Genomic DNA, 18,137 nt, shown 5'->3' on the forward strand with positions numbered 1-18,137 from the left:
TCGATCATCACCGCACTCGATCATCACCGCACGCCGGACCTTCTGATAAAGCTCCACTCTCTTCATCCTTCTCCTCCGCCCAAAAACGGAGGTTAGCAGGACTGGCCCCTTTTTATCCCGGTGCTCTCAGCCGACGGATGGCCCCTTTTATTACCGGTGTTCTCACACTTACCAGGGCAACGGCGATCATGGGCCGCAAGGCCTTGATCATCAGCCTTGTCCTTCCGCGCCGTCGCGGATGAGCCGTGCGCGAAACCGCAAAGTTTGCGAGGTGGCTTCGAGCACGTCGATCAGGAAATCGCCGATCCGGACCGCCCTCTGCGCTTCCGGAAACCGCATGGGCTGGCCAGAACCCGCATGGGCGAGGTCGTCGATGGTGTAGCCCCGCTTCTCGAACATCAGCGTGCCTTGTTCAACACCCATATAGGCGATGTCGTAGATCTCGCCAACCACATCCGTGTCGTAATCGCTGGCTACAGGGTTCTGCACACCCTTCGCATAATCCCGCGGCGGAACGACAGCATTTCCCGCCAGAGCGGTCTGCGGCGTACCGAAGGTTTCGACGCCAGGCGCCTTTGAACGGATGACTGGCACCGTGGGATCAAGGCGCATGCGTTCATGCATTGCCGCCGGGCTTTCCGCCGCCGAGGTGTCGGCAATCAGGGCCTCGGCAAAAGCGACTTCGTCGATCTTCAGGGGGAAGCCCTCGGTCGGCGTGCGTTCGGCGGCGCACACGAAATGCAGCTGCGCATCGCCAATCGTGTCAGGCATCACGGCTTCAGTCGGATAGCTTATCGCCGTCTCATCTAGGCGCTGATCATCGGCGCCATAGCGCATCACCATTTCCCAGCCTTCGGTTCGCTTCTTGCAGTCCGTCAACATAAACGCGCGGATGAGGGCGGCCGGATTGTCGGGATCGCGTATAACCTGACTGGCCTGATACCGGACTATATCACCCTCGCGCTGGATCGAGCCCACATCGACGAATAGAACCCGATCGGCTCCCTGTGCAACGAACCACCACTGCGACGGGCCGGCCAGCGCCACGGTCGGTGTGAGAGCCAGAAGGCAGCATAACAGCGTACCAATCTGTGTGTTCAGGGAATTTTCTTTCTTATGGCCCATGACTGCCCCTATTCCGCCGCTGGGGCGCCTAATGGCTCGATAGTTTTGTCGTCCCTGGTGCAAGTGAAACGCGAGGCGTGCAGGGGCGGTTTTACTGCTACCGCGTCCGCCCGCCAGATCTGCCCTTGTTGCGAGCTCGACGTCATCGCGCGACGGTCAATACGCATCCCCGCCTGGGGCGCCAGTTCGTCTTCGAAAAATCGAACACATCTTTGAACGGCGGCATCGGTTATCGCCGGAATCGCAACCTCATCCTGACCGATACCGACCGGCAGCATGCCAGAGACTCGATCTGCCCGCACTACGTCCTGCGGCAAAGCCATGGCTGCAACGAGAACTGTTATCAGCATAAGATCGAGCCTCGATAGGACACTTCATATTTGCCTTTAACCCAGTCCTGTTCGCAATTAAGCGCAATAGGCCTGCGGGACATAAAAAATTCGGCGACGAATGTCTTGTGCTCACGAAAGCTGTTGGGGCCAAGGCCAGGTCGAATGACGGGCATTGCCTCACTGACTGGCGCTCGCGTTACGCAGACCATATATCCGCAGGCTCAGCGTCCACGTTTCATTCGCTATGATCGGCCTCCATCTCACTGGCGGGGCCCCGCTATCACTGGCAGAAGGTACTTCAGTCCGAGAGTGAAGCCCCGCGGCGCGACGCTGACGTGATCCTCGTCATTGAGAACTTCCGTCTGCAAATGCAAGGAGCGATATTGGCGGGATCGCAGGATCTGGTCCATGTTCTTCGTATCAGTCACCATGTTGGCGGATTGGGAAAACCGCGCATCGCCTGGGCGCGTCTCTTCGTATTCGCCGACGTACATGTAAACCCGCGCGGGCAAGTCGTCATGGCTGGTCGTGTACGCACGCGCCTGATTTATCATATAATGTCGATCATACCAGAACGAGGGACTCCCAAGAATATAGCCATCAAACAGGCCAGGCTCGCTCAGCAGGATCTGCATGCCGAGTAATGAGCCGTATGAATGGCCTAGGAGAATCCCCCGCTTCTCGTCCGTTCTGTAGCGTTGAGCTACGAAGGGCAGCACTTGGTCTCGAACATAAGTTTGGTAGGCCTTCCCTTGACCGTGTAATGCCTCCTTCGGTGATCCGGCAGGGCCGTTTTCCGTCGGGGTGTAATCGCGGCGGCGGCTCTCCATTCCACCTTCTTCTTTTGCATAGGAAAGCCCTATGAGGATGAACTCTTCGATCTTCGGTCCTTCGACATTGAGACGACGCCCGATCTGCTTGAGCAGTGGAAACGCATAATCGGCGTCCGTCGCATAAATCACCGGATATCGGCGTTCGGGCTGCGTGCGATAGGACGGCGGCAGTGCCACGAAGACCTGATAGCCTCGTTGCGATACGGGATCCGGTACGTCCCACACCTCGCTATCACTGATCTCGTAAGGCAGCCCGTCTCCACGTTGTTCCGCCGCGCCGGGCATTTCTTTTGCCTGAGCCTGCCCCGTGGACCCATCAGTGCACCCGGCGAGCACGCAGGCGCAGACGCCGATGAAAAGGAATTGCTTCAACATGCTGCCCCCAGTTTCACAATCTCGAGCTTAGATCCCGGCGACCCTCAGCCCTCAGAATACATAACGATGGTAGAGCTTTAGCATTCGATCAGATGACTGTCTCGGTCATACCAGCCCTGCTGAAAGGCGTTTGGCCGCATCTCTTGAAGCATCTCTCAATCCCGGCCGGCATTTTTTAACAACGGCAAGCGTATTCGAAAAAAAAGGAACAACTGGATTAAGGTGAAACCCAAGCGCGTTCCGGATAATACCGGCAGGACCGCCAGGTTTATAATGAAGGGACAGTTAGATTGAACATATGATTCGCATCTGAATGCTGATCATTCATTTCGAACAATAACGATTAGTCGGTGATCGCAGCGATGTTTAACAGAACGTTGATAGCGCCGTATTGCGCCGTCCATTTGCTAACGCGAACCGGCCTGGTCCCTATTAGAGAAACGCAAGCTAGGGCTAACCCTTGGCCACTATCCTTCATAATGGAGGCGACAGTTTCGGCGCTTTGATCAGCGTCGAGATCAAGAAAGCAGACAGCCGCGCCGTCTTGCGCCAATCTCTTCGCGCAGGCGCACACCTATGCCGGCGGCGCCTCCAGTGACAAGGGCCACCTTTTGGGGCATCAGCCCATCTCCCCCAAAAATCAGCGCTGTGCCTCGACATCCGCGAGCAGCGGCAGAATGCGTTCGTCGGCGAGGAGCGTGCAGTAATACTCGTTCACGAGTTTGATCAGGCCATTCTCAAGGGTGAAGACCATGCAATATTGATTGCGATAATCCGTACCATTCGCGAGCGTGGCGTTACCTTCGAATTCCACCACGACCCGTTCGCCCTCGGCGGTCACGGTTACGAAATGCGGCTGAAGGCCAGTCGGGATCATGTCCTTGAAAGCGGCCGTTGTCGCGAGGATCAATTCGCGTGGCCTCGGCCCAGAAAGCTTGCCAAATCCCTTGGCCAGCGTCTGTGCTCCAGGTGCCAGACAAGTTTCAGCCGCCACAGCGTCGCCGTCGCTGAATGCCTTGATGAATTTGACGACCAGGTCCTTGTTCTGCTGGCTCATCTGCTTTCTCCCTTCAGGTTTTGCCGCGCAACGCCTTCGCTGCGGAAGAGCCGCCGGAGCCAGCCCCGCGCGAGAGCGAGGAAACCCCTCTTCGGCGCCATGTCAGTTGCCGGGCCCGCCATTGCTGGTTCCGGACTTGCCTGCTTGATTTCCGCTTTGAACTGCTCGGCGAAGGCACGAGCGAATTTCGGGAGCAGCGGCTTGCCCATTGCCTCCCACATCGGGGCCATGGGTCCTTCGCCGATCACCTGTACGCCCAACGTGACTTCGGTCTGGTTTGGCGAAAGGGCTTTGGCCCGATAGACACCGCCGCCCCTTACGGGGTCGCCTTGCAGGCTATAGGCGAAGTCGACTTCGCCGGGACCGGACCAACGGTTCACGTGGACAAAGACTTTGACGGTACGCACAAGCGCGCCGACCCCCACTTTGAGGGTCCAATGCGAATCATCGTCATCGATGATCGCGCAGTCCTGCAGACCAGGCATGAGCTTCGCCCATCCGTTGATGTCCTTGGCGTATCCCCAGACATCTTCGATCGGAGCGTCGATGACGATGGACTGTTCGGTCTCGATCATACCGATGCGCCCAGTGCGGTTTCGAGGAGATCGCTCGGCTGCCCAGCGGCATGTCGGCCGGACAGGTAGCCGTGAGTCATTCCGCGCGCATTCGACATGCCGCTTTGCATCACCGCCCCCGTGTCGAAGCGGACGACAGAACCGCCAGCAGCGTAGAGACCTTCAATCGGTTTGTTGTCCCAGCCAAGAACACGGCAATGCTGGTCTGCGACGAGGCCCGTGCCGCTGATCCCCCCGCCGCCGATCGGCTTGAGTTCCACAGCGTAGAAAGGCGCTTCCCGCAGGGCGCCCAGGTTCGGGTTGGGCGTATGCTTGAGATCACCGCACATGTTGGCGCCCCATGGGAACGTACCCCGCTTGAAGTCGGGATCCTGGCCAACTTCAGCGCCAGCGTTGAACCGCTCGATAGTGTCGGAAAGAGCCTGGGCATCGACCCCGATTTTTCCGGCAAGTTCGCTGATCGAATTCGCCTTCACGCTCAGGCCTTCGGGCAGGTCCTCGCCTGGCATGCTGGATCCGAACGGATACTTGGCTCGGGCTTGCCCATCGAGAACGATCCAGCACGGCAGATTGGGCGTCGTCTGCGTGGCTCCGTCTATGTGATCGGCTGCGAAATAGACCGAGCGATAGAAGGCCTCGTTGCTGAACCGCTTGCCCGCCTTGTTCACAACGATTGTGTGGGGCAGGCCCATGAGCGGGATGGCTCCCCGCCACAACGGAGAACCATTGTCATGTTCTTCGCCCGGGATGTGGACGCCGAGTGCCGGTGGATCGGGGACCCGAGCGATCCGGCCGCCTACCGGACCAGCCAGTCGCATAGCCGCCCCATCAACTGTACCCATGACCATCGAGCCGGCATCGATCAGCAAGCTCAGATCCTTGTTGAGTTGCTTGTTGCGCTCGAAACCGCTGACTGCGATCACAACGCCGCGTCTCGCCTTTACGAAAACGTCCCGGCCGCCGCGCTTGGCACGAACCCCGACAACGCGCTCTCCATCATTGATCAGAGCTTCAGCGCTGATGCCGACCTGCAGATCTACGCCTTTGTCGATCGCACCCTTGACGTAATAGGCTGCAAGGCCTGGCCCGATGCAGCGCTCATCCTTTTCCAAGCGCTCGGCGAGCAAGCCGTAATCCCACCCCAGCATGTTGGCGAGGCCCCCACCGCCGAAGATGTCCTGGTGCGTAAACCCGGCCGGAATGTGCGGCGACAGGCGTGTCTTGTGCTGCCACTCTCCCAGCGTCTCGGCAGGGAAGGGCCGGACCTCCAGATACCGACCTTCAGAGGTCGCATCGTTGTTGTGCGGAAAGTAATAGTCGGCGAAATTTGCGATCGGCATCATCTTGAGGCCGATCGTTTCCTCAAAGTACTTAAGCGCAACCGGCCCGTGAATCGCCTGATTGCGCATCAGCGCTTCCTCGCCGTACCCCATGGCAAGCGAGTGGACGTACCGGAAACCGCTTTCCATGCTGTCTTCGATCCCGGCTTCGACCGCAAGGTGATTGCCCGGAATCCAGACCTCACCCATCGAGTAGGCGGTGACGCCCCCCAGTTCGTCAGAGGCTTCCAGAACCAGCGCGCTCAATCCGTGATCGGCAGCCGTGATCGCCGCACACAGGCCGCCGCCACCGGATCCGATCGCGACCAGATCCGCCTCAAGATCCCAATGCGCGGGAACATTCGGTGTCATCTCGAAATCCTCTCTGAGATCAGTTTCGGCGGCGTCAGGCGAATGCTTCTTCACCAAGCAGCGTTGTGCGATGCATCATCCGGCCGCTGTCGATCGGGTAGGGCTCTGCGCGGTGCAAGACGCCCGTATTGTCCCAGATGACCAGATCGCCCACGGTCCACTCGTGCCGATAGACAAAGCGCGACTGCGTCGTCCACGCGAGCAGTTCTTCGAGGAGCGCGTCGCTTTCCTCGCGGTCCATGCCGACCACGTGCGAGGCGTGGCACCCGATCACAAGGGACCTGCGTCCCGATTTGTGCGTCCAGACCAGATTATGGATCTTGTCTGGCGCCATTCGCCAACGTGCTTCGTTTTCGGGGCTGGCCTCGACGCCGGCGCGGCGCATCGAAACGCCGATGCTATGGGCGACTTTCAGCCCTTCGATGCGTGCCTTCATCTCGTCCGGCAGGGCATCGTAGGCAGCATGTGTGTTGGCGAATTCGGTCTGACCTCCCACTTGGGAGAGGACGCGACCGCTCAGCAAGGAAGCGAAAATCGGAACGTCATCATGGGTCCCGTCGAGATGCCAGAGCCACGAGCCTTTGAGGAATTCCGCGGCGGCATTTTCGCTCTTGTCCATCGTGATCTTCATGACGCCTCGCTCGCCCTCATCGCGAACCGTGCCCATGAGATTGGATAGTGCCAGCTGCTCGTCGTCCGTGAGCCCGACACCGCGCACCACTACAATACCGCGTTCGATCAGAACTTCGCGGAGTTTCGCCGCCCCCTGCGGACTGACTATCTGTCCGGCAGATGAGCGAATTTCCGAGCCTATCGACGCCGTCAGGGGAATGACCTCAAAGTTCATGAACGACTCCGATGATGGAATGATACTGATATGGACTTTATGTGCAGTACGTCGGAGTGGTGTCAAGAGCGAGGCAGTATGGTTACCAATTGGACCGATCTGATAGTAGAACGGCAACGGCGCGCTCGACCCAGGCTTCCCGTACGGCGGCGCTCACCGGCTGATCTGTAAGCAGGACGTTCACGTACCAACCACGCAGCATGAAAATGAACGCCTCGGCCACGCCGACCGGGTCACGGACTGAAACCTGGTCGCGTTCAGCGCACCGGATAATGAATTCGGATATTTGCTCGATGCCCTGCTGCGAGCGCTCCGCAGCGGCCTTCCCCAATTCGGGGAAGCGATGCGCTTCGCTGTAAATCAGCAGATTTACCTGTCTAAGCTCGCCCTCAAGGCTGACCTCAAGCGTGCGGTTTGCATAAGCTCGAAGGCCCATTCCCAGCTCCAGCCAGGCGCCGTCGACCTGAAGTGCTGTTGCGCCGGAGAGGCGATCTACCTGACGCGTGACGATTGCTTGAAACAGAGCTTCTTTCGAGGCGAAGCGCGAATAGAGGGTGGTCTTGGATATCCCAAGCGCACGAACGATTTGCGACATTGCCGTGCCGCCGTATCCCGTCTTGATAAATTCCTGAAGTGCTCCCTCGAGGAGCTTGGTATCGATGATTTCGACCTCGTCCTGCCGAGGTCGGCCACGCGTCCTCTTCTTGGCCATCGTTTCGCTGGACGTATTCATGCCTACCCTCGTCTTGAAGCCCGTGGTTGACATACACCATACCCTATGTCACCGCAAAAGACCATTGCAGTATCATAACTAGCGAGCGAGCGTATGACGTGCAGGCCGACTCGAGTTCCATCTTGCGAAGAGATCAATATCGAAGCTCTTCGTAAGCGATATGCACAGGAGCGCGCTCGCCGGTTGCGGCCGGAGGGCCAGAACCAGTACATCAAGGCAGAAGCAGATTTTGCCGCCACCTACGAGGATGATCCTCATATGTTGGTGGAGGCGAGGGATCCGCTTTGCGAGGACCTCGATGTAGCTGTGCTAGGAGCGGGCTGGTCGGGGATCATGGCCGGTGTTCATCTTCGCAACGCCGGTATATCGAATTTTCGCCTGATCGAGCACGCCGGCGACGTCGGCGGCGTTTGGTACTGGAACCGCTACCCGGGGATTCAGTGCGACAATGATGCCTATTGCTACCTGCCGCTGCTTGAAGAAACGGGCTTTGTTCCCGCCAAAAAGTTCTCCGACGGTTACGAGATCCAGGAACATTGCCAACGGGTAGCCAGGCAATACGAACTGTATGAGGGCGCCTTGTTTCACACCTTGGTGCGCTCGCTGAAGTGGGATGCGTCGATTGATCGCTGGCGTATTGCGACCAATCGCGGCGACGACATACGCGCTCGTTTCATTGTCATGTGCGGGGGGCCGCTGAATAAGCCAAAGCTGCCGGGAATTCCCGGCATCCGAAGATTCAAAGGGAGGATTTTTCACACTGCGCGCTGGGATTACGAGTACACAGGCGGTGAATGGCGCAATCCTGTCCTGAGCAAGCTTGCAGACAAGCGCGTCGCAATTGTGGGCACGGGCGCGACCGCGATCCAGGCTATCCCCTATCTCGCTAAGTACGCGAAGCAGCTTTACGTAATCCAGCGCACGCCTTCGAGTGTCGACGAGCGGCCCAACCCACCGACCGATCCCAACTGGGCCAGGTCGCTGAAACCGGGATGGCAGCATGAGCGACAGCTCAACTTCCACGACGCGGCGGTAAACGGGCTGCAGTCCGGTCAGCCAGATATGATTTGCGACATCTGGACCGAAATCAATCGCAATCTCGCGGCCGAGTTCGACGTTGCAGGTTGGCCGCAGTCACCCGCAGAGTTCATGAAGAAGCGCGAGGCCATGGATTTCCGGGTCATGGAGCGGATGCGCCAGCGTGTTGCCGCCATCGTTGAAGACGAGGCGACCGCCGAAGCTCTCAAGCAGTACTTCTACTTCAACTGCAAGAGGCCGCTTTCCAGCAATCATTATTACGAGGCGTTCAATGAGCCGAATGTAAGGCTGATAGACGTATCGAGTACGCGCGGCGTCGAGCGGATGACCGAGAAAGGGTTCCTCCATGAGGGCGTGGAGTACGAAATCGACTGCCTCGTATCAGCGAGTGGTTTCGAGGTTACCTCGGACCTCGAGCGCCGCTGGGGCATCCAGGCGATCGAAGGGCGCGATGCGCTCTCATTATATAAATACTGGGAAGATGGCTTCCGCACTCTGCACGGCGTGATGGCGCACAATTTCCCGAACCAGTTCTTCACGGGCTATATTCAGGGCGGTTTCTTCGCCACCACCACGCATCAGTTCAGCCGCCAAGGGTATCACATCGCCTACATCATCAAGGAGGCGCTGGATCGTGGTCTGACGACCGTCGAACCTACGCTGCACGCGCAGAACGAATGGGTGGAGCTCATCAGATCGACCGCGATCGACATCTCGCATCTTCAGCGCGAGTGCCCGCCGAGCTACTTTAACAATGACGGCGATACCTCCAAGAACCGCTGGTATCTCGGCGAAGCGTACGGGCCGGGTTGGGCTGCATTCGAGCAGCTCGTCACCGATTGGCGCGATCGCGGCAACCTCGCCGGGCTTGAGCTGGGCCGTGGTTGCGCGGCTCAATCGGAAAATGAACCTGCATGATAAAAGCGAGATGCCGGCCGGCCACGATTCTTGAGTGAACCGCAGACCAGGTGAAGTCGCGGGCTGTCCATCAATATCGCTCGTTGGTGCCTTGGCACGCATTAGGCGGCAATGGAGCTTTTTTCGAACCAGCCATAGCGAGGCTGCACCTCGCGTAGAACCCGTGTTTCTTAAGATTTATCAAAATTGTGGTTGTCGCGCAGACGTCATGCCGGCTGCTTCAGGAAGTAACTGGGATCTCCTGACCCGCAAAATTGCGACGAGATGGTCAAACTTGGAGGCGGGGCTGCGGCAGCCGCCGCGTTCCAGATCGTCACCGACAAATTCATTGAATATATGGCACGAAAGGATGCGGTATCTTTCGGAGATGAATTGCCCCCTCGTCGGCCATCCCCCGATCGCCGTAATATCTGCTTACAAAGTTCTCGGGCCCCTCAAGAGCTTTGAACGCAAGGAGCACTTTGAAGCGTGAACCGGGAAGGCCTTTCTCCGACCGGAGTATTGCGACGCAGTCGCTTTCCATCGCAAGGGAACAAACCAGCGAAGGTCCTGCGGAGGCCTCATTTGCTAACGATGATGCGGTAGGCAGCGTCGCTCGAACTGGCGAAGGTGCCAGAACTCATCCGAGAAATTGACGGGTATGGCAAAGACCTAAACGCGTATCGCCCCGCGTATCGTTCCTCAGGCTTTCTTCGTCCCGGCGAATTGAGAAAGCTGGAGCACAGGAAAATCGACTTCGGTGCCCGTTGGCTGATGCCTGCTGAACTAACTGAGATGTGCAAGCCGCACGTTGTCAGGTTCTTGGCCTTGGGCGTTTACTCATTCTTGAGAACTGCGATGACGAAGTGACGTCGGCCGGCCTACGCTTCATTGCAACTATCATCATCGTTGAGGCGGGTGTTGAATCCTGACGCAATCGACCTCTCGCCTCGACATAGGCTCGGTAGGGTCGGCGCTTATCGGCGAGCGGCGCACTAAGTCCGAAAAGCAGGCTTCGCGCTGACGGTCCAATTAATTCGCTATTTCTCCCGGCTTGCCATATGGCATGGACTTGCTTACATACTGCCACACGGAGGATTCGATGACCCTGCTGCAGGCTATAGATACAGCTGCCATACCTTTCCGGCCGGAGCCCATTACCCAAGCAGAAGGAGGCGCACTCTTCCGTGCAGCGCTAAACCTGTTTTCACGCTGGGGATTGACGGACGAGCAGGCAGCGGTGCTTACAGACACGCCGCTACGCACTTTTCGTCGCTGGAAGGCTGAAGGACCTGGACGTCTCTCACGTGACGGTCTGGCGCGGCTATCCAACATTATGGGAATTCACAAGGCGTTGAGGATCATCTTCCAAGAGCCTCAGCGTGGATATGACTGGATCAAGGCTGGCAACGCCGCCTTCGAAGGAGCTAGCGCATTACAGGTGATGCTCGGCGGCGAACTCACGGACATTATGCGGGTTCGGCGTTACCTTGATGCGGAGCGCGGCGGCTGGTGAGCACGGAGGGCGCGTTGCCGGTCAGCCGGGTCGAGTGGCATGGGGCAGTCAGAATCATACGCAGCGTCTTTCCTCCGATAGACTTGTTCGAGGACATAGCGGACCCGGCCGACTGGCCTCTCCTCCTCTCGGCCGAGCAGAAGACGAACCCGCGTGTCATGGCGACTATCGGGAATATCGAGCTCGTCCCGCCCGAACGGCGAGTAGGCGGACCGGGAGCTTCCTATCTCATGGCGTCGTTCACGCATGTCAGCACGGATCGCCCCAGCCGGTTCTCAGCTGGACATTTTGGGACGCTCTACGTCGCGCGCAGTTATGAAACGGCCTTGTTCGAGACGATCCACCATCACGCGCGCTTCATGTCCAAGACTGCCGAACCGGCAGGGTGGACGTCCCAATTTCGAGAGATCATCCTGACGGTGCGCGCCGATCTCCATGACTTGCGAGGCGAAAGCTCAAGCGCTTTTTTGGATCCAGATGATTATTCCATAGCCCAGGACTTGGCGGCCAACCTGCGAAACGGGGGCTCGAATGGGATTGCTTATCCCAGCGTCCGGCACCCTGGCGGTGAATGCGTCGCGCTCTTTCACCCTGACTGTGCTTCAGAGCCCATTCAAGGACGCCATCTGGATTACCACTGGAACGGCAAGAGGGTTGACCTCGTCCGGGACGCTGGCAAAGGCGCGGTGTTCCGTGTCATCGATGCTTCGTGACGAAAAAGCTAGTCGGACGAGCGCAGTGAATGATCTGGATGAAAGGATGATCGCGGAGCTGGACGGCCATCCCGATTTCAAAGTGCTGCGAAGGCTGCGCCCGGTGGCTGCCTTTCATCAAGCAGATCCGCAGGCGGGCAGTCGGATCGGCGTGGCGATTGATGTCGAGACGACGGGGCTCGATCGCGCGGCCGATCGCATCATTGAACTTGCTATTCAGCGGTTCCGGTTCGATGGGAGAGGGCGCATTATTCAGGTGGGTCTTCCCCGAGTGTGGCGCGAGGATCCTGGCATCCCGTTAGACCCGAAGATTACAAAACTCACCGGTTTGACAGCTGATGATCTAGCCGGCCAAGTGATTGACGAGGCCGCGGCGATGGAGATCCTGTCCTCCGCCGACATCATCGTAGCACACAATGCCGCGTTTGACCGGCCATTCGTTGATCGCCGACTGCCAGCCATAGCTGGTCATCCATGGGCGTGTTCAATGGCTGAGCTGGATTGGCTTGATTTGGGCTTCGATGGGAAAGCCCTGGCTCATCTCGTTTCGCAATGCGGCTGGTTTTACGAGGGACACAGGGCCGAAAACGATATCCTTGCCCTGATCTACCTGCTTTCCCATTCTGCGCCGGATGGTGAGACCATCCTCTCTCACCTTGTCGCCTGCTCGCAGAGAATGACTTATCAAGTGAACGCCATCGATGCGCCCTTCGATGCAAAAGACCGCTTGAAGTCACGTGGCTATCGCTGGAATGCCGAAATGCGGTTCTGATGGCGAGCCGTTTCCGAGGAARAGACCGCGCCTGAACGCATCTGGTTAATGAGCGAGGTCTATTCGGGTTACGGTGAGCCGGCATTTATACTGATCAGCGCACGTGAACGGCACCGATGATCCGGGGTAGCGGAATGGAACGCCCCGTCCGGTTGGATCTGATGGACGATGCTTGTGCCAGCCTTCTAGCGCGGAATGAGCAACTCCGTGAGGCAAGCCGCCAAGTCCGCGTTGCGAAATGGTTTGGTTAGGCGAGGCAGACCTGCCGCAATGCCATCTGCTTCTGCATAACCTGAGACAATTAGAACGGGTAAATTCGGGCGCAAGGACTTGACCTCCCGGGCCAGATCGGCCCCGCTCATGCCGGGCATCAGATGATCCGTGACCAATAAGTCCGGCAGCAAACCCGCTTTCAGGTGCGTTAGCGCCTCCTCTGCAGAGCCCGCCTCGACCACTTCGAACCCGAAATCGTGCAGCATGTCCGCCGTACTCATTCGCACCAGCGCCTCGTCGTCGACCAGGAGCGCGGTGCCGCGTCCCACCGGCTTTTCACCGCGAACCGCCGGCTGTTCAACCCCATCAATTTGCGCAGCGCTGACCGGCAACCAAAGGGTGACGGTCGTACCTCGGGCAATCTGGCTGTCGATAGTCAACCCCCCGCCGAGCTGTGCAGTCAGCCCGTGCACCATTGACAAGCCCAGGCCTGTTCCTTTTCCGATACCCTTGGTAGAGAAGAACGGCTCTACAGCGCGCGCGAGCGTCTCCTCGTCCATACCCGTACCTGTGTCTCCCACCCTTAGTCGGATATACTGTCCCGGTTGCAACCCAGCCGCATTTTTTGGGGGGACGTTTTCATGAAGAGCGACAAGGGTGAGCTCGCCGCCTTGCGGCATAGCATCGCGCGCATTGACGGCCAGATTGAGCAGAGCCATCTCAAGCTGGTTGGCGTCTGCCAGTGCAGGCGGGAGGTCTGGCGCAAGCTCAACACGCACGTCGATGTTCGGCCCAACCGTAGAACCGAACAGACCGGCCATTTCCTCGACGAGGGTCGGGATATCGACCGGGACTGATTGCAGCGGTTGACGGCGCGCAAAAGCAAGCAGGCGCTGTACTAATGTTTTCGCCCGCTCGGCCGATTGAAGGGCCCCGTCAATGAGCCGGCGCTCGCGCTCACTACCGACGCCCTTGCGGACCAGCATGTCCAGCGAGCCAATGATCGGGGTCAGCAAGTTGTTGAAATCGTGTGCTACACCTCCTGTAAGGCTGCCCATCGCCTCCATTTTCTGACTTTGACGAAGCGCTTCCTGCGCAGCTTGTAATTCGACCTCCCGCGCCTTGGCATGACTCAGGTCACGACCGACGGCGATGAAGTTCCCGCCATCGGGTTCTGGTGCAACGGTCCACTCGATAGACTTCCATCCGCCGTCTGAAGTGGAAATTCGGTTCTCAAAGCGCGTTGGCTGGCCCGTTTCACCCATCAATTCGATTGCGGCAAGGGTAGGGGGCATGTCGTCCGGATGCATGAAGGTAGCATAACCGCGGGTGAGCAGCTCATGCTCGTTCCATCCCAGCACCTGCTTCCATGCCGGGCTTACCGCTGACATCATCCCGCTGAAGTCAGCCCTGGCAAGCATGTCCTGAGAGAGGTTCCAAAGCTGGTCGCGTTCGGCTGACCTTGCTTCAACCTGCACCTCAAGCGTTTCATTGAGTTCACGAAGGCGCGCTTCAGCGAGCTTACGGTCATGAATATCGACAGAGGCACCGAACCAGCGAATGATCGCTCCGCCTTCGTGCTCGCGATAAGGCTCACCTCGGACAAGGAACCAGCGATACGCACCACTGGCAGATCGAATGCGATGTTCAACCAGGTAAGTCGTGCCGCTACGCCGCGCCGCGTCGAAAGCTTCCATCGTCGAAGCTTCATCATCCGGGTGAACATGCTCGGACGCCACAGCAGCCGCTGTCGCGGGATGATAAGCTGATCCTGTATATTGAGACCAGTGCTTGTTAAAGAATTCAGCACGGCCGTCCGCGTCGGTGATCCAGACGATCTGCGGCACGGTATCAGCCATGAGCCGAAAGCGCGCTTCGCTCTCGCGAAGGCGCTGCTCTGCCGCCAGCCGCTCTGTGAGGTCAACTGTAACGACGAGCAGGCTGCCGGGGGCGCCTCCCGGTTCCACCAGGCGTGAGACCCGGCTGTTGGCTGGAACGCTTGTACCATCGGTCCGGACATAGCTCTTGTCGAGCGTGGCGGTATGTCCGGACCGAAGCGCTGATGTGAGCGCCTGCCTGCTTGGCTCCCGATCGGCAGGGAGGGTAACCGAGGCCACATCCGTCTGCAGCAACTCCTCTCGTGAGCGGCCCAGCAAGCGGCACATCTCCTCGTTTACCCGCAGGAACTTTCCCTCAGGCGTAATCTCGGACAAGCCCACTGTCGCATTCGCAAAGATGGCGTGCAGCTTACTCTCGCTCTGGCGCAGCGCGGTCTCGGTTTGGGCCCGCTCAACAGCCGCCCAGGTCCGGCTCCCGACGTCCTCGACAAGTCGGACCTCGAGATCGGACCAAATGCGAACGGAGCCGGAATGGACATAGAGTACAGCGATGAGCCGCCCAGCACCAATCAGAGGCGCAACGACGAGCGCGCGAGTGCCAATGCTTTCCCATCCCTGGAGATACTCTGGAGATGCTGTTCTAGGATCATTGTGGCAGTCCTCTACGACGAGAGTACGCCCGGCGCGCAGCTCCGCGATGACTTCTGGTCCGAAGGCGTCCAACACTCGAGCTTCGCCGGCTAGCGACGGCGTCGCCTCGTCACTCCAGTCGCGCGCGACTGATAAGATCTGGCCCGAGGAGTCAACCTCTCCATAACCGGCGCGCCCGACACCAAGATGCTTGCCCAGAAGTTCGGCTGCGGCCGCCGTGAGGAAAGCCGGGTCGGTGAGCCTGGAAAGAGTATCGCCGAGCGCTACGACAAATTGCTGCCGCTGTTCCGCGCGAACTTTGTCTGTTGTCTCCGCCACCGCGCAGAACATTCCAGCGATACGGCCGCTCTCGTCGTGTACCGGAGAATAAGAAAAGGTGAACCACGTCTGCTCGTCGTAGCCGCGTCGGTTCATCACAAGCGGAAGATCATCGCTGTACGTTGCCTGCCCTGCAAGCGCTGCCTCGATCAATGGCGCAATATCGGGCCAGATTTCGCTCCAGATGTCCCGAAAGCGGGCGCCGAGCGCCTCTGGATGTTTGGCGCCAAGAATTTCTGCATAAGCGTCGTTGTAAAGGAACCCAAGCTCCTCACCCCATGCCACAAACATGGGGAACTTGGACCCGAGCATCAGCCCGACCACCGAACACAATGACTGCGGCCAGGTCTCCGGCGGACCAAGTGCCGATTTCAACCAGTCCTTGGCAGCCATCAGGCTGGCGGTCTCGCCGCCCATCTCCTTCAGGCGGTCAACGAAGCAACGAACTGGCACGTGTAAGCCCTTTTTTCCGCAGAATAATTCTGAAAGCCCAGGAGGATCGCGGCTACGAGTAGTGCACTGGCATGGTTTCGTCATTAGGTGGCGTGCGGTCTTCCTGAAAAACACGTATTCGGACGGAAGACCTGCGTTTCTTCATGGAAGTCAATCGCTTTCTGCCCAGTTCGTGCTTTCTTGAGCGGGTCGTCATGTGGCTCAGAAGATCTTAGGAGCAGCCGACAGAAGCGCGCGGGTTCCGCTGGGCATCGGTGACCGCAAGACCTACAACCGTTTGCCTCTCGACCTTATGGCGAAAACTGGTTCTGACGGGAGCAGAGGTTCAAACACCGACCGGGAATACGGCGAAAGTTGGTCGAGGCCGCATACGGCTGCTCGCTAAGGACACATTGAAATTCGCCGGGCGGCGAGACATCAGCGAATTTCAACCGCTGGGGGAGCGGACTGATCAGGCTCGTGGTGATCGACAGACCATGGCAGTTCATCTCCTATGAATAAATTGCCAACCTCGTTCCGTTAAAGGGCTGCATATAACATAATGCGGTAAGCGCTCGAGCTGCTAAGCGGCGTAGTCTAATCACCGTTTTGTAAAGACAACCATATTTCTCGCACCTAACTTATTTCCGCGATGCCGGGCAAATGGACGTCTACCCGGTCGCGCGGGGTTCCGCAGGTAAGGTCTTCCTACGTGCGTGACGCAGCCCGTTCTTAGACGAGAGTTGCTTCCTGTCCTGCCAAATTATCTCAGATGCGCCTCGGGCGAAGACGGCCCAGTGCCTTCTCAAAACGACGCTAGGAGTGAACATCAGCCGCGCCTGTTACCGTTTGCCCGTTCTTCATCTGATCGGGACGCAACTCACCTTTGCAATCTTGGGCATTTTTCGTCGGCGGCGCCATGTCCGCACATGAGGCGCAATCGTGGCGAACTTCACTGTGAGCTTGACGGAACCGTTACGAGGCCTTTGGAAACGGCGGCGGCTGGTAGATGAGCCCGGGAACACGTTCACCAGGCGTTCCCGCTACCACGCTCGAGTAGATTGCCCCTGCAACTGCGCTTCGGCCCAGCGTCTCAGTGGCCAGTTGCAGGAGCAAAAGCGAAACCAAGCCGAGCCACCACGCTGGATGCACGTGACCGTAGCGCAGCTTGTCTCGTATCATACCGGCAATCGGAAAAGCGACCATACCAATGAAAACTGCAGTCAGCATGGAGTACATAAGCAGGGGAGCGGGTAGCAAGCGGCCCAAGGACGGTCCCATGATCGCTGCCATGCCACATATTATTAGCCGCGGATGCCAAGCGCGATCGCGTCGCTTGGCCACCGCTCCGCTCAATAGCGCCGCGAACAGAACCACGCTTAGCGGGTTCATTAGCACAAACTGTGCGGGTAGAAAGAAGAAGGGCACTGAAGCCTTTTGAGCACTCCATATCGTGGACAAAGTCCCGACAATGACCATTGCCAGAGCCCAGCCCACCGCCAGCCAGCCCAACTTGCGGTGAAGGGCAAGCGATCCGGCCGCGCCAAGCGAGACCTGACACACGAACAGCAACACCCACCCCATAAACAATATCGCGTGAACATGTACCGCAATGGTCGCCCGGAACGACGATATGCCCATGGCTGCGAAAAAAGAGAAAGCGCCGACGTTTATCAGCGCCATAACGATGCCCGTGATTGCAAAGAATCGCGCGTCGGGCGCAAATACCGGTCGATGCGTAATCATTGGCGCCATCTCGATGTTCCCTGCTTTCCCTCGTCCGAAAGCTTATAATACAGCGTCCATTGCTGATTTAGAAGTAGACCAATAGGGTGAAATACGTCCCGCTATTGGGGATATGACTAGAGCTGCAAGGACCTGGGCGCGAAACACGCAGTTTGGAAATAGAGGCGCTTTGATTTGATTTTAGACGTTTTTATCGATCAGCCGCGTCTAAGTCCTATACAGAGGCCATGACACGTCCCGGTTTTCTGGAAGCAGATTCATTTTGGTCACGCAGCCTGACCTGCCCCCCGGCGATCCCTCGGTCATAACGAGAGTCTTGCGGTTGAATAATCCGGCACGCTCGCCTGCACAAGCGCGTCGGGCGTGATGCTATCGTCCTGCACGAACGTCCGACGCGCTTGTGCAGGCGTTCGATTTCCCAACGATGAGTGGGGC

General features: G+C 58.3%; 13 protein-coding genes. 4 read left to right on the forward strand and 9 right to left on the reverse strand.

Annotated elements, in window-relative coordinates; all coding sequences use genetic code 11:
* Positions 1–210: 210 nt before the first annotated feature.
* The 7 genes from AB4Z00_RS25890 to AB4Z00_RS25920 form a co-directional block, all read right to left on the reverse strand.
* Positions 211–1,125: a hypothetical protein gene (locus AB4Z00_RS25890; protein WP_442047810.1), complete on the reverse strand. Its 915-nt coding sequence runs from the start codon at positions 1,123–1,125 to the stop codon at positions 211–213.
* Positions 1,126–1,717: 592 nt separating this feature from the next.
* Positions 1,718–2,665: an alpha/beta hydrolase gene (locus tag AB4Z00_RS25895; RefSeq protein WP_442047811.1), complete on the reverse strand. Its 948-nt coding sequence runs from the start codon at positions 2,663–2,665 to the stop codon at positions 1,718–1,720.
* Between the two features lie 640 nt (positions 2,666–3,305).
* Positions 3,306–3,722, reverse strand: a complete 417-nt coding sequence (locus AB4Z00_RS25900; protein ID WP_442047812.1) for a nuclear transport factor 2 family protein — start codon at positions 3,720–3,722, stop codon at positions 3,306–3,308.
* Positions 3,719–4,297: an SRPBCC family protein gene (locus AB4Z00_RS25905; protein WP_442047813.1), complete on the reverse strand. Its 579-nt coding sequence runs from the start codon at positions 4,295–4,297 to the stop codon at positions 3,719–3,721. Before AB4Z00_RS25905 ends, AB4Z00_RS25900 begins: the two co-directional genes overlap by 4 nt.
* Positions 4,294–6,042 (reverse strand): FAD-binding protein, encoded by a 1,749-nt coding sequence (locus tag AB4Z00_RS25910; protein ID WP_442047814.1) that lies wholly within the window; start codon positions 6,040–6,042, stop codon positions 4,294–4,296. The genes AB4Z00_RS25905 and AB4Z00_RS25910 overlap by 4 nt, the downstream gene beginning before the upstream one ends.
* Positions 6,023–6,835: a TauD/TfdA dioxygenase family protein gene (locus tag AB4Z00_RS25915; protein WP_442047815.1), complete on the reverse strand. Its 813-nt coding sequence runs from the start codon at positions 6,833–6,835 to the stop codon at positions 6,023–6,025. Before AB4Z00_RS25915 ends, AB4Z00_RS25910 begins: the two co-directional genes overlap by 20 nt.
* 82 nt (positions 6,836–6,917) lie before the next feature.
* Positions 6,918–7,568, reverse strand: a complete 651-nt coding sequence (locus AB4Z00_RS25920) for a TetR/AcrR family transcriptional regulator (protein WP_442047816.1) — start codon at positions 7,566–7,568, stop codon at positions 6,918–6,920.
* A gap of 183 nt (positions 7,569–7,751) precedes the next feature.
* On the opposite strand from AB4Z00_RS25920, the gene AB4Z00_RS25925 reads away from it, so the two are divergent.
* The 4 genes from AB4Z00_RS25925 to AB4Z00_RS25940 all read left to right on the forward strand — a co-directional run bounded on the left by AB4Z00_RS25925 (position 7,752) and on the right by AB4Z00_RS25940 (position 12,504).
* Positions 7,752–9,524, forward strand: a complete 1,773-nt coding sequence (locus AB4Z00_RS25925; RefSeq protein ID WP_442047817.1) for a flavin-containing monooxygenase — start codon at positions 7,752–7,754, stop codon at positions 9,522–9,524.
* A gap of 1,081 nt (positions 9,525–10,605) precedes the next feature.
* Positions 10,606–11,019, forward strand: a complete 414-nt coding sequence (locus AB4Z00_RS25930; protein ID WP_442047818.1) for an MbcA/ParS/Xre antitoxin family protein — start codon at positions 10,606–10,608, stop codon at positions 11,017–11,019.
* Positions 11,016–11,732 (forward strand): RES family NAD+ phosphorylase, encoded by a 717-nt coding sequence (locus AB4Z00_RS25935; protein WP_442047819.1) that lies wholly within the window; start codon positions 11,016–11,018, stop codon positions 11,730–11,732. Before AB4Z00_RS25930 ends, AB4Z00_RS25935 begins: the two co-directional genes overlap by 4 nt.
* 25 nt (positions 11,733–11,757) lie before the next feature.
* On the forward strand, positions 11,758–12,504 hold the full coding sequence (locus AB4Z00_RS25940) for a 3'-5' exonuclease (RefSeq protein ID WP_442047820.1): 747 nt from the start codon (positions 11,758–11,760) through the stop codon (positions 12,502–12,504).
* A gap of 185 nt (positions 12,505–12,689) precedes the next feature.
* Here the strand turns inward: AB4Z00_RS25940 and AB4Z00_RS25945 are convergent, their stop codons facing one another.
* Positions 12,690–15,941, reverse strand: coding sequence for a PAS domain S-box protein (locus tag AB4Z00_RS25945; RefSeq protein ID WP_442047821.1), 3,252 nt, complete (start codon positions 15,939–15,941; stop codon positions 12,690–12,692).
* Between the two features lie 990 nt (positions 15,942–16,931).
* Complete coding sequence (locus AB4Z00_RS25950; RefSeq protein ID WP_442047822.1) at positions 16,932–17,711, reverse strand: hypothetical protein; 780 nt, start codon at positions 17,709–17,711, stop codon at positions 16,932–16,934.
* Positions 17,712–18,137 lie beyond the last annotated feature (426 nt).

Origin of the sequence: Novosphingobium sp. YAF33, from assembly GCF_052113265.1 — a bacterium.
In the GTDB taxonomy this organism is placed as follows: Bacteria; Pseudomonadota; Alphaproteobacteria; order Sphingomonadales; family Sphingomonadaceae; genus Novosphingobium.